The organism is Ruegeria sp. AK11 (genome assembly GCF_056541095.1).
This window is the reverse complement of the sequence record NZ_JBQFXU010000007.1, coordinates 1-12087: the sequence shown is the minus strand read 5'-3', so window position 1 is coordinate 12087 and position 12087 is coordinate 1. Positions and strand designations below refer to the sequence as shown.

General features: G+C 57.0%; 11 protein-coding genes. 3 read left to right on the top strand and 8 right to left on the bottom strand.

Annotation, left to right across the window (positions count from 1 at the left end):
- Window positions 1-40 precede the first annotated feature (40 nt).
- From ACR0D9_RS14930 to ACR0D9_RS14895, 8 genes are all read right to left on the bottom strand, one after another.
- Window positions 41-1264 carry a saccharopine dehydrogenase family protein gene (locus tag ACR0D9_RS14930; RefSeq protein ID WP_480482112.1) on the bottom strand — a complete coding sequence of 408 codons (1224 nt, stop codon included), beginning with the start codon at window positions 1262-1264 and terminating at the stop codon, window positions 41-43.
- Between the two features lie 22 nt (window positions 1265-1286).
- Window positions 1287-3176, bottom strand: coding sequence for a biosynthetic arginine decarboxylase (gene speA, locus ACR0D9_RS14925; RefSeq protein WP_480539244.1), 1890 nt, complete (start codon window positions 3174-3176; stop codon window positions 1287-1289).
- A gap of 100 nt (window positions 3177-3276) precedes the next feature.
- Complete coding sequence (locus ACR0D9_RS14920; protein ID WP_480487681.1) at window positions 3277-4362, bottom strand: DUF1513 domain-containing protein; 1086 nt, start codon at window positions 4360-4362, stop codon at window positions 3277-3279.
- 3 nt (window positions 4363-4365) lie between these two features.
- Window positions 4366-5376 (bottom strand): imelysin family protein, encoded by a 1011-nt coding sequence (locus tag ACR0D9_RS14915; protein ID WP_480487683.1) that lies wholly within the window; start codon window positions 5374-5376, stop codon window positions 4366-4368.
- Between the two features lie 3 nt (window positions 5377-5379).
- Window positions 5380-6927, bottom strand: a complete 1548-nt coding sequence (locus ACR0D9_RS14910) for a di-heme oxidoreductase family protein (RefSeq protein WP_480487685.1) — start codon at window positions 6925-6927, stop codon at window positions 5380-5382.
- The gene (bfr, locus tag ACR0D9_RS14905; RefSeq protein WP_267365109.1) at window positions 6887-7372 is read right to left on the bottom strand and encodes a bacterioferritin; all 486 of its coding nucleotides are present in this window, start codon (window positions 7370-7372) and stop codon (window positions 6887-6889) included. Before bfr ends, ACR0D9_RS14910 begins: the two co-directional genes overlap by 41 nt.
- Window positions 7320-7613, bottom strand: a complete 294-nt coding sequence (locus ACR0D9_RS14900) for a (2Fe-2S)-binding protein (protein WP_480539369.1) — start codon at window positions 7611-7613, stop codon at window positions 7320-7322. The genes bfr and ACR0D9_RS14900 overlap by 53 nt, the downstream gene beginning before the upstream one ends.
- A gap of 93 nt (window positions 7614-7706) precedes the next feature.
- The gene (locus ACR0D9_RS14895; RefSeq protein WP_480539242.1) at window positions 7707-8978 is read right to left on the bottom strand and encodes an imelysin family protein; all 1272 of its coding nucleotides are present in this window, start codon (window positions 8976-8978) and stop codon (window positions 7707-7709) included.
- Window positions 8979-9226: 248 nt separating this feature from the next.
- Here ACR0D9_RS14895 and ACR0D9_RS14890 point away from each other — a divergent pair, with 248 nt between their 5' ends.
- The 3 genes from ACR0D9_RS14890 (at window position 9227) to ACR0D9_RS14880 (ending at window position 12034) form a co-directional block, all read left to right on the top strand.
- Entirely contained in the window at window positions 9227-9784 is a 558-nt protein-coding gene (locus ACR0D9_RS14890) for a ZrgA family zinc uptake protein (protein WP_480487689.1), read from the top strand.
- Window positions 9785-9962: 178 nt separating this feature from the next.
- A complete protein-coding gene (locus ACR0D9_RS14885; RefSeq protein ID WP_480539240.1) occupies window positions 9963-11183 on the top strand; it encodes a tyrosine-type recombinase/integrase in 1221 nt (406 codons plus the stop codon).
- Entirely contained in the window at window positions 11180-12034 is an 855-nt protein-coding gene (locus ACR0D9_RS14880) for a hypothetical protein (RefSeq protein ID WP_480539238.1), read from the top strand. Before ACR0D9_RS14885 ends, ACR0D9_RS14880 begins: the two co-directional genes overlap by 4 nt.
- The last annotated feature ends 53 nt before the right edge of the window (window positions 12035-12087 follow it).

Sequence of the window (12087 nt, the reverse complement as noted above, 5' to 3'; positions counted from 1 at the left end):
GACCCCCGGGATATTTAGGGCCAGATGAAGCTGAAGCGGATCAGAAGGTGACCGGGCCGTCGAGTTCATGGACCTGCCACGGCAGGCCATGTTCGTTCAGCATGGCCATGAAGTCGTCCGGGTCGAGTTGTTCCATGTTCCAAACGCCGGGCTCGGTCCAGTTGCCTTTCAGCACCTGCGCCGCGCCGATCATGGCGGGGACACCGGTGGTGTAGCTGACAGCCTGGCTGCCGACTTCCGCGTAGCATTCCTGATGATCGCAGATGTTGTAGATGTAATAAGTCTTCTCGCCCGAGCCATCCTTGGCCTGACCTGTGGCGATGTCGCCGATGCAGGCCTTGCCCTTGGTTTCCGCGCCCAGATCACCGGGATCGGGCAAAAGGGTTTTCAGGAACTGGATCGGGATGATTTCCTTGCCGTCATGCATCACTGGGTCGATGCGGGTCATGCCGACATTTTCCAAGACCTTGGCATGCATGATATAGGCGTCGCCGAAGGTCATCCAGAAGCGGGCGCGCTCGATCTCGGGGAAGTGGGTCGAGAGCGATTCCAGTTCCTCGTGATACATCAGGTACATGTTCTTAGGGCCGATGGCGGGGAAATCGAACTCGACCTTGTGGGTCATGGCGGGAGAGTGTTTCCATTCGCCACCTTCCCAGTGGCGCACTTCGGCCAGCACTTCGCGCAGGTTGATTTCGGGGTTGAAGTTGGTGGCAAATTCCTGATCGTTCGAACCGCCATTGGCGTCCAGCACGTCGATCTGGCGGATGGTGTCCAGCTTGTGCTTTTTCAACCATTTGGCAAAGACCGATGTAACGCCGGGATCGAAGCCCGAACCAAGGATGGCGGTCAAACCGGCCGCTTTGAACCGTTCCTGATAGGCCCATTGCCAGTGGTATTCGAACTTGGCCTCATCCTCGGGCTCATAGTTTGCCGTATCCACATAATGAATGCCCGCCTCAAGGCATGCGTCCATCAGCACCAGATCCTGATAGGGCAGGGCGAGGTTCACGAGGATTTCAGCACCAGTTTCCTTGATCAGCTTTACGGTGTCTTCGACCTTGTAGGCGTCCAGTTCGGCGGTCGCGATATCAACTCCCACACGGTCTTTCACCGACGTGGCGATCGCGTCGCATTTCGATTTCGTGCGGCTGGCCAGTGTGATTTCGGTGAAGATATCCGAATTCATTGCCATCTTGTGCACGGCAGCGTGGGATACGCCGCCCGCGCCGACAACCAGTGTTTTGCCACTCAAAGTGCCCATGGGGGTGATCTCCTCTCAGGGGTTATTCGTAATAGGTGTAACCGTTGATCGAGTCGCGGTAAGCGCTCATCAGGGTTTTGCGGTCCTTGGCTTTCAGGGTGCCGGTCGAAATCGCCTCATCCACCATTTTGCGGAAGGCGGCGACGCAATCCTGCGGGTCGAATTCGACATATGACAGAACCTGGCTGATCGTGTCGCCCTCTTGTTCGTGCAGCAGGTCAAAGCCACCGTCCCGACGCAGGTCGATGGTGACGACGTTGGTGTCACCAAAGAGATTGTGCAGATCGCCCAAGGTCTCTTGATAGGCACCGACGAAGAAGACACCCATGAAGTATTCGTCCTCTTCTGGCAGGAAATGCACCGGCAGGCTGGGGGAAACACCGTCGGCCAGAATGAACCGGTCGATCTTGCCGTCACTGTCGCAGGTGATATCGGACAGCACGGCGCGACGGTCGGGGATCTGGTTCAGATATTGCAGCGGCACGATCGGGTGCAGCTGGTCGATGGCCCAGACATCTGGCAACGACTGGAACAGCGAGAAGTTGCAGTGATAGATATCAGCAACCTTTTCAAGCTGGTCATTCAGGTCCGTTTCCAGATCCTCTGACGCGGCCAATGCCTTGAGCCGGGCCATCAGCGACAGGTATATCCGTTCGGCCCGCGCCATCTGACGCAGGTCGACATAGCCGCGACGAAACAGGGCGCGCAGCTCGTTACGATAGAAGGTGGCGTCGTTCCAGCATTCCTGCAGACGGCCGCGGGAGAGGTATCCGTGCACCGCGGCGAGGTCCGAGACCAAGTGGTGGTCATCCGGATCAACCTCGGGGCCATTGGGCGCATCGTAAAGCGTGCTTTCGAGCACGTTGAAGACCAGCATCGAGGACGTCGCCACCACCGCGCGCCCACTTTCCGTGACCAGTGTCGGATGGCCCACCTCTGCCTCGTCCATGGCGTAAGCCACGGTTTCGACGACATTGGCACAATATTCTTCGACCGTGTAGTTGATCGAGTTTTCGGCGGCTTTCTTTTCGCCGGTGTAATCGACCCCCATGCCGCCACCCAGATCCAGGTGAGTCAATGGAACGCCTTCGCGAGTGAGCTCGGTGTAATAGCGACAGGCTTCGCCCACAGCGCGGCGCACATCGTTGACATCCTGAACCTGGCTGCCCAGATGTGAATGCTGCAGCTTGAGGCAATGCAGCAAGCCTGCGTCTTTCAGCTTGTCTACCGTGGCGATAAGCTGATCGGTGTTCATCCCAAAGGCCGAGCGGTCGCCCGAACTTTCTTCCCATTTGCCGCTGATCTGGTTGGTCAGCTTCACCCGAACACCGATCAGGGGCTCGATGCCCAGTTCGTTGTAAACTTCGATTACCGTGTCGGCCTCTTTCGGGCTTTCCAGAACGATGACCGTGTTGAACCCAATCTTGCGGCTTAGAATAGCCAGTTGGATGAATTCGGCATCTTTGACACCGTTACACACGATCAGCGCTTCGGGGGCCAGGCGATGCGCCAGCGCAATCACCAGTTCGGGTTTGGAGCCGGCCTCGAGCCCATAATTGTATTTCTTTCCAAACTCGACGATCCGGTCAACAACCTGCGCCTGCTGGTTCACCTTGATCGGGAATACGCCGCGATAGCTGCCTGAGTAGCCCACGCGCGCAATCGCATCTTGGAAACTTTCGTTCAGATGGGCGATTTCGTGTTCCAGATAAGACGCGACTCGCAGGACCATCGGTGCCTTGATGCCGCGGTCGTCCAGATCGCTGAGGATACCGGGCAGGCTAATCGCCGCTGTCTCGGGGGCCATGGGATTGCGCAGACCGATCTCACCCTGTTCGGTCACCTCGATGAGGCCTTTGCCCCATTTCTCAACTCCGTAGATGGAATGCGGTGCGTCGGGCGTCTGTTTCAATCAAGTCGGTCCTTAACGTAGGGTGCCAGTTTCGCGCCCGCCAATACGGCAGCAGTTTGATTCTTCCAAGTGTAAACTATCTGATTGGGGATTCCGAATTTTACGCGGACGGGTGGATCGGGATCAGATGATTGTCCCATTGGCATTCGGCGCGGGTTCGAACAGCTGGGCGCGCGCCCATCAATGTCCCGAAAGCGCCTGTTCCCGTGGTAAAGACCAACCCGCCCGCCCCGGCCCCAAGCCCGCAGACATCCTCAAGCGCGAAGGCGCCGGTGAGTGTGCCGCTGGTTATGTCGAACTGGTGCAGCGCATTGCCGCGCGGACAGGTTATTGCGATCATATCGGCGTCGGCTGAAAACGCGACGCTGCCAGCGTATCCCTGCAACATGCTTTGTTCGTGATCCGGTGCCGCCAGCAGGCGTGGGGCTTCACCCTGACGATGCAAGCCCAACAGGGGCAGGTGTTCGGACTTGCTGCCCTGCCATTGCATGGCAAAGCCAACCAGACCGTCGCTCCGCACCGCCAGATGGCGGATCGAGTTTTTGTGAAGCTGGTGAGGTAACGACACCTGCTCGTGGATCCTGCCCGACAGGGTGAGATAGCTCAGGTTGGGTGCCATCGTCGGCAGGTTCAGCTTTGTGCGCCCGGTTTCGGGGTGGGTTTCGATCCCGCCATTGGCAATCACCAGCGTTTCCCCATCGGGCATCAGGCGCATGTCATGCGGGCCTATTCCACCAGATGAAAACTCATCCAGACGCGAAAAGCTTTCAGCGTCCCAGACACCGATAATACCTGTCCCGGCTTCGTAGTCGTTCTCGGTGGCAAAAAAATACGCGCCATCCGCCGAGAATGTGCCGTGGCCGTAGAAGTGGCGGCTTTCAGGGGCATTGAGCTGTGCAATCTGCGCGCCGGTTGCGCAATCGATGACGATGGCAAAGGTGCCCGGACGTCTGGCAAACGCGACCGCAAAGGCCTTGTGCGGATGGGCTGCGGCCGCATGTCCGCGTCCGGGTAGAGGCACGGAGAACACGATTTTCCCCAATGTGCTCAACCCGGCAAGTCGAAAGGACCCGTCGGGAAACAGCCCTGCGGCCAGAAAATCAGGCGAACCGGCCGAGGCCCACCCGCGGACCGGGGAAATCGCGGCTGCGGCAAGACCGGCAAGAAAATGGCGGCGTGACGTCACGGGTTAGTCTCCGTCCAGCGAGTTGAATCCTGCGCTGATCCCCAATGTCGGACCCAGCTCGGTCACGGCGATGGTGCGGATATCGTGGATCGACTGTTGAAGCGCCTCGATCCGGAACCGGGCTTGGGGATCTGAAACCCCGGCCAGCGAGGGATCGTCAATGGATTGAGCGTTCTGGATGGCACGTGCAAACGCAGCGTCCAGTTCCGACGCGATTTCGGGGTGATCAAAAGACAGCCGTGCGGCTAAATCCCGCAAGGATATCAGCGACAGTTCTACATGGCGCAAAGACCGCCCGGACCGCCGCGCCTCGGCCCGGTTCGGACGGGGGCGGTCGAATGTCCCCATGGGGCGACCCAGCCGAGTGTCCGCCGTGAACTCAAGACCGGTAGATAGGGCCTTGAACAGCTCCTGCATCGCTTCGTCCTGCGTCCGGTAGCGTCTGTTCTCTTGGGGTTGGGTAAGGCTAGAGGCATAGCTGTGCCAGTCCTGCGCCATCGCGCGGGCATTGGCATCGATATCCGCCGTGATCGCCCTGATCAGCGCGCAGCGATATTCGGCATTGCCCTGTTCCGCGTAATTGGGATCGAACAACATCCGTTCGAGCGCGAAGAACCCGCGCCCTGCTATGGACGTTTCGGCATAGGCCTCCGGGCTTTGCACGGTGTCATCCTCGGTTGCGATATGCTGGGACAGGGCTTTGGTGGTGAACCCTTTCGTGTCCGGCCAGAACGCCATGGCGAAAGCGCGGTCATCGACCTCGGTCGGACCAAACCGCAGGTGGCTGGCGGATATCCAGCTATCGAAAGCCGCATCGTAGGCCGCGCGCAGCGCCGGTGAGGTCGGATCGCACTCAACCAGTGACGCGCTGACTAGCGCGCCCGTCGTTTCCGGCAGCGTGTCGAACCGGGGCAGGATATGGGTTTCAGTCACATCCATCAGGATCGGCGCGCGATCCTGTGCCTGCGCGGCAAGTGGCATGATCAACGCTGCAACAAGGGTAAGAACTCGCATGGGTCAGAGGCTCTCCAGAAATTGGATCAGGGCATCACGGTCGACTTTGGGTATCGAGACAACAGCGTCGCGGGCAGCTTGCGCTTCACCGCCATGCCACAGGATCGCCTCTAGCAATGTGCGCGCCCGCCCGTCATGCAGAAATTCTGTGTGGCCAGAGACGCGTTCGGTCAGGCCAACGCCCCACAAAGGCGGCGTGCGCCATTCCCGGCCCGTTGCGCGGGCCTCGGGGCGATTGTCGGCCAGACCTTCGCCCAAGTCATGAAGCAACAGGTCGGTGTAGGGCCATATCAGCTGAAAACTGTGCTCGGGCCGGTCTTCCATCCGATGAGTGACATGTGACGGTGTGTGGCATGACGCGCAGCCGGTTGCATGGAACACCTCTTTCCCGCGAAGGACCCTGGGGTTGTCCATGTCGCGGCGACCCGGCACGCCCAGATTGCGGCTGTAGAAAGCGACCAGGTCCATACCCTGATGATCGATCTCAAAGCCGCGCTCATCATTGTCGCCGTGCGGGGCTTTGATGCAGTTCACCTGCACATTGGTGCAATCCCCGTGCGGAGCAGGGTAGAGTGGGTTCGAAATGCCGATATCCCCGGCAAAAGCAGCTGCCGATTGTTCCATAACTGACGGCGTCCCCGCCTTGTGACCGAACCGGCCCATCATCGGCGTGTCAAACTCGACCGACCAGACGATATTCGGGCGACCTGATATGCCGTCCCCATCCAAATCGTTAGGGTCGGCCTTGGCAAGCAGGTCTTCGACCGGGATCGCTTCCAACAGGCCAAGCCCGATCATCTGCGGCGCGACCCGGGGGCTTAGCATCGCGTCGGGGTGCAGCGGGCCATAACCCAGATCGGCTGCCTGATAAGTCGGGCGGCGTAATGAGGCGGTTTCACCGTCAGAAAGCTCCACCGGGATTTCTTCGTACGAGATGTCCAGCCGGTATTCCGCTGGATGACCTGCCAGTGCGAAATCCTGCATCTGCCCACCATAGGTAGGCTCGGGCAGAGTGGCGATGTAATCTTCTATCGCTGCATAGCCATCTTCCGACGTGCCGGGGATCGAGACCCGCAGAAACATCGAAACCGCGTTGTCATCGGGCCCGTTTGGCGTGTGTCCGCGCCCATCCTTGATGTGGCAGCGCTGGCACGACCGCGCGTTATAGAGCGGCCCCAACCCGTCAGAGGCGAGCGTCGATGAGGGCGACGAAACCCAGACCTTCTTGAACAGCCCGTTTCCGACTTTGAAATTCAGCTCCTGTTCAAAGCTCAGGTTGTCTGACGGTTGCGAGAACGCATCCGCGTCAGTACGGACCCGAACAGTCGCAGCCCCGGCGGGCAGTTCTTCAAACTGCTGCGGTGCGCTGAAATCCTGGGGCGGTGCTGTGACAACGGCAATTCGGGCGCGTTCATCGTCAGTGCGGGGGGTGAAGTTCAGATGCAGGTCCTGTAGCTCGGCTGACAGGGAAGGGGTGGCCGCAAAGGCGACCACCGACAGGGCAACAAGGCTATTCGCCTTCGTCCATTTTCGATGCGTTGAGTTGCGCATAATTGGCTTCGCCGATCCTTTCATAGAGGTCGAGCTGCGTTTCGAGAAAGTCGATATGGCCCTCTTCATCGGACATCAACTGCTCGAACAGCGACATCGAGACATAGTCGCCGGCGTCCCGACAATATTCGCGCGCTTCCTTGTATAAGGCCCTTGCATCGATCTCGGCCGCAAGGTCACATTCCAGCGTTTCCTTTGGTGTTTGACCGATCCGAAGCGGGTCCAGCTTCTGAAGGTTGGGGTGGCCTTCCAGAAAGATGATCCGTTCGATCAGCTTGTCCGCGTGGCCCATCTCTTCGATGCTTTCCTCGCGGCTTTTCTTGGCCATGTGGCCAAGCCCCCAGTCTTCCTGCAACCGGTAGTGCAGCCAGTATTGGCTGACTGCAGTCAGTTCATGCCGCAGAGATTTGTTGAGATATTCGATGACTTTTGGATCGCCCTTCATCTGCACTCTCCTGTGATACCACCGCGCGCAGGGCGCGGAGTTGCATGGGTACTTCGAGATTATCGCTTGACTGCATCGTGTCCAGAAACAGACGCATGCATCCGCCGCAATCCGCCGATTTTCCAAGAGCACGGTAAACCTTGCCGGGGGTGATGATGGTTTGGGGGTCGGCTGTCCGCATCCAGTCGATGGCGGCGCGGATGTCGTGGTCCGAGATGTTGGTGCAGTGGCAGACAATCATGAATGTTGGCTTGGGTTTGTGTGGTTCAAAGGGCTGGAGGGTTAGCGTGCTGAGTGTACCGGGGGCAGGCAAGCCCCCGGCACGCGTTCTTGTTTAGTGGAATACCGCGTCGGGGTTATCCAGACTGTCTGATCCTTCAAATTCAATCTGGTCCAGTTCCAGTGCGGTCACGATGCGCTCTATTGTTTTGGTCTGGTCGATCAGGCCGTTGACGCCGGCCATGATCAGGGTTTCACCGCCTTCGTTGCCGCGTTCCAGCATTTGGTCATAGGCAAACCCTGCTTCCGCGGTCGATTTGATCCTGCCAAGGGCTTGCATCGTGACGGCCAGTTTCGCCATCATCTCGGCGTCCAGTGCCGGATCAGTTGCGATTACCAGATCGGCCAGCGATGCGCCTGATACAGGTGTGCCATCGATGCGGGTATAGCTGCCCAGATAGACGTTCAGAACGCCTAGTCCATCGTAGTAATGGCTGTTGTGGGTGTTGTCCGAAAAGCAATCATGTTCTTCTTCCGGGTCGTTCAGCATCAGGCCCAGACGCATCCGCTCACCCGCTTGTTCACCGTAAGACAGTGAACCCATACCGGTCAGGATCGCACTGACACCCGCCGTTTCATTTTCCATCAGCGCCGTGCGCGCCGCGCCGCCTTGTTTCCACTGATCGGCCATCCAGGTCAGATCGCTGACCAGCAGGTCGGTTGCGGCGCTCAGATACTGTGCACGACGGTCGCAATTGCCACCAGTGCAGGTATCGCCGTTCGCATAATCAGTGGCTGGACGGTTGCCTGCACCGGCCCCGTGGCCGTTCATGTCCTGACCCCACAGCAGGAACTCGATAGCGTGGTAGCCGGTCGCGACATTGGCTTCGATACCATCAGCTTCGTGCAGGGATTCGCTCAGTAGTTCCGGAGTAATCTCGCTGGCGTCAATGGTTTCGCCCGACAGTTCGAAGCTGGGGTTGGCGATGACATTCAGAACCGCAAATTCGTTCTCATCCGTCGCGCCACCATAGGCCGCGTCGACATAATCAATCAGACCTTCATCCAGTGGCCAACCGTTTACTTTGCCTTCCCAGTCATCAACGATTGCGTTGCCAAAACGATAAACTTCGGTCTGTTGATAAGGCACACGCGCTGCAACCCATGCTGCCCGTGCCGCAGTCAGGGTCGCGTCCGAGGGTTCGGCAATCAGCGCACCGACTGCGTCCCGCAAAACCTTTGCCGCAGTCAGGCTGTCGTCATACTTGGCTTCGGCAATATCGGCATAGGTTTCCAGAATATCCGCTTTTGTCGGCACATCACCGGCAAAAGCAAAAGTGGCTGTCGCAAATGTCAAAGCGCTGGCTGTTGCAAACAACTTGGTCATGGAGGTCGATACTCTCTTTTCAGAACTGTCAGATCAGGCGGGTTTGTTCCCGCGGCGGCTTTCATTGAAATAACTGAGTTAAAAAGTCAACATTGTCAATCTGAGTTTTTTTGTCGGATAATGAAACCGCTGACTCAGTTGCCACTATCCCCATATCTGGCGGGGGTTCGGTCCGGCGGATCACATTGTGCGATACATGTTTCGGGCTAAAATCAGCCAAGTGATTCTTTGTAGGTGGTTTGTTGTTCATGAAGCGCGTGGTTCTGGCCTTGTTCCTGTTTCCTGCGGCACTTGCGGCGCAAGCAACGCAGGTTTCCACGCCTCATCACCATGGTTCGGCCCAGATCGACATCGTGTTTTCTGACACCGGGTTCGCCTTGGCGCTGAGGGTGCCAAGCATGGACATCGTCGGGTTTGAAACCCCGGTTGAAAACGATGACAGCCGCACGCGTGTGGCCATAGCAATGTCAGAGCTTTCCGACCCGCTGGACCTGTTCGTAACCCCGCCGGAAGCTGGGTGCTCTACGGTGACCGCCCATGTGGTTCTGACATATGGTATCACACGGCAGAGTGGCGAGGCGAACGCAGTTTCAGGCTCCACAACGGCGGAGAGTCACTCGGAGTTTCAGGCGGACTATGTCATTCAGTGTCAGGATATGAATGCGCTGAACATGATCGAGTTCGCCTATTTCGCGCGGTTCAGTGGGACTGGCCAGCTGAACATCCACTTGAATACGAACGGGGTACAGGACGCTGTCGAAATCACACGCGCGGCACCATATCTCGATCTTCAGCCGGATCGATGAGCGCTGAAATCAAAAGAAAAACCACAAGTGGTGTTTCGGTTTGATGCTCTGGGGAATTGGTAGCGGAGGAGGCTACATGTATTGATTGTCATGCGTTGCCACACCTTGAAGTAACACTTTAATAAAATGAAAGGTTCTTGTTGCGCGTTGCCGTCCGTGGCCATACATTGACAAAAAAATGTTGGGTAAAATGGCAGGCAAACGCAAAGGCAAACATCCCCACAATGCACTTGCACCGGCTTTCGTTAAGTCGGCAAAGGGGCCTGCCTTGTATGCTGACGGAAATGGCCTGTATCTCAAGGTTGACGAAAGCGGGGCACGCCGCTGGATTCAACGCCTGATGATACGCGGCAAGCGGAGAGAACTCGCAATTGGCTCTGTTGCTCTCGTTTCCTTGTCGAGTGCCAGAGATGCAGCAATCGAGAATAGGCGCGTTGCTCGGGCGGGGGGCGACCCTCTCGCGAACAAGAAGAAAGCCCAAGCTATCCCGACATTCGAAGAGGCGGCGAGAGAGGTGCACAAGGCAAACTTGTCGTCTTGGAGCAACCCTCAGCACGCCCAGAAGTACATCAGTTCATTGGAGGCATACGCATTCCCGCACTTTGGCAAGGTCAGTGTGGCTGAGGTCGACGGTGGCCAAGTGCTTGCCGCGCTGCTGCCCATATGGACAACCAAAGACGACACTGCGCGTAGAGTGCGTCAGCGTATCGGGTCAGTTCTCAAATGGGCAATCGCGAAAGGTTGGCGCACAGACAACCCAGCGGAGGCCGTTAAGGCTGTATTGCCCAAGCAGGACAAATCCAAGCGGGCGAATAGAAAAGCGCTGCCTTATTCGAATGTGGCTAGTTGCATTCAATCTGTTCAGGCATCGGAAGCTGATAGATCAACGAAGCTGGCTGTAGAGTTCCTGATATTGACTGCTTGCCGGTCGAAAGAGATTCGGGAGGCAAAGTGGTCTGAGATGGACACTCAAAAGTGTGTTTGGGTGGTTCCGGCAACCCGTATGAAAATGAAGGCTGCACACAGTGTTCCGCTTACAGAGCGAGGAATTGAACTGCTGGAATCGGCCCGCAAGTTGCATCAGGGCGACCTAGTATTCCCCGGACGAAAACACGAAAAGCCTTTAAGTGATGCCACGCTGTTAAAGCTTGTTCGCGAGCTGGGTTATGACTGCGACATTCATGGATTCCGAGCAAGCTTCCGAACATGGGCGCAGGAGCAAACCAACTTTTCACGTGAAGTCTGCGAAATGGCTCTTGCGCACAAAGTGGGAGACGACACTGAAGCCGCATATGCGCGTTCTGACCTGTTCGAAAAGCGCAGAATGCTAATGGAAGCTTGGGCCTCGTATCTAGCACTGAAGGATGGCGAGGTTATCGAAATGGCAGAGCGGACATGACTCAACACTACATTCCAGCACCGTATTGCGGTTTTTCTGAAATGCGTCGATTGGCATACGAACATTTGTTTCCAGCGCCTAAAGACGACCTAGAATTGCTTCATCTGTGCGACGTAGCTATTGGAGAAGGTGAGGCCGACATAAAAACCTCCAAAGACCTCCATCCTGGGCATTTTGACTCTGCCCCCTCTATTCACGGGCATCACATCACACCACCGCCTAGTATCGTACAGCGGAGCGTAAGTGCAAACAGGCTGTTACAACGCGGAACCCTGAGGGCAAACTGGGGACGCAACACTTTGAATGCCATAGCACTCCATTCGTTCGATGCGCCAAAACTTCTGTTGCCAAAAGTTACCGTGTCATTTGCCTTGCTCGTTGGGCCTGACAGCCCTGATATTGCGGTAGGGTTTTTACTGGATCGCGTGTACCAATACATGACAGTCGTAAGGGACCATCTATACAAAGGACGACTAACTGCACACTACAAAAGTCGTGATGGTATTTTGCCGATAGGGGACCGGAATGTATGGCTTGATGACAGCATTGCTGCAAAGGCACTGGGAACTGGACAACTAAGCCACAGCCCACAAAAGTTTCGAACAAGTCTCGGTGCGCTTGAGATGATTTTCGATAGCAATGAGCTTAGCGAACATTTCCCCCCGTACAATGATCCAGATGCCGACAATGGAGCCGCTGTGAACAACTTGCCGGGCGACAGCGAACCGCAACAAACAAAAGGTGGTCGTAGGAATAAGTTGTCTCCGGCCATTGAGGCGCTTCGAAGGCTGCATCCTAATGGTCGACCAGATATTGTCCGTCATCGAATGATTTGGAACACGAGCGTTTGATTGGCTTAGGAGGATCAGGCTCGCCGCAGTTTCAATCTACGCCGCGTTCTGAT

What these genes read in the sequence shown, in the direction of transcription:
- ACR0D9_RS14930 (WP_480482112.1), bottom strand. Translation starts at nt 1,264, where the DNA reads ATGGGCACTTTGAGTGGCAAAACACTGGTTGTCGGCGCGGGCGGCGTA.
- ACR0D9_RS14915 (WP_480487683.1), bottom strand. Translation starts at nt 5,376, where the DNA reads ATGCGAGTTCTTACCCTTGTTGCAGCGTTGATCATGCCACTTGCCGCG.
- ACR0D9_RS14910 (WP_480487685.1), bottom strand. Translation starts at nt 6,927, where the DNA reads ATGCGCAACTCAACGCATCGAAAATGGACGAAGGCGAATAGCCTTGTT.
- bfr (WP_267365109.1), bottom strand. Translation starts at nt 7,372, where the DNA reads ATGAAGGGCGATCCAAAAGTCATCGAATATCTCAACAAATCTCTGCGG.
- ACR0D9_RS14900 (WP_480539369.1), bottom strand. Translation starts at nt 7,613, where the DNA reads ATGATTGTCTGCCACTGCACCAACATCTCGGACCACGACATCCGCGCC.
- ACR0D9_RS14895 (WP_480539242.1), bottom strand. Translation starts at nt 8,978, where the DNA reads ATGACCAAGTTGTTTGCAACAGCCAGCGCTTTGACATTTGCGACAGCC.
- ACR0D9_RS14890 (WP_480487689.1), top strand. Translation starts at nt 9,227, where the DNA reads ATGAAGCGCGTGGTTCTGGCCTTGTTCCTGTTTCCTGCGGCACTTGCG.
- ACR0D9_RS14885 (WP_480539240.1), top strand. Translation starts at nt 9,963, where the DNA reads ATGTTGGGTAAAATGGCAGGCAAACGCAAAGGCAAACATCCCCACAAT.
- ACR0D9_RS14880 (WP_480539238.1), top strand. Translation starts at nt 11,180, where the DNA reads ATGACTCAACACTACATTCCAGCACCGTATTGCGGTTTTTCTGAAATG.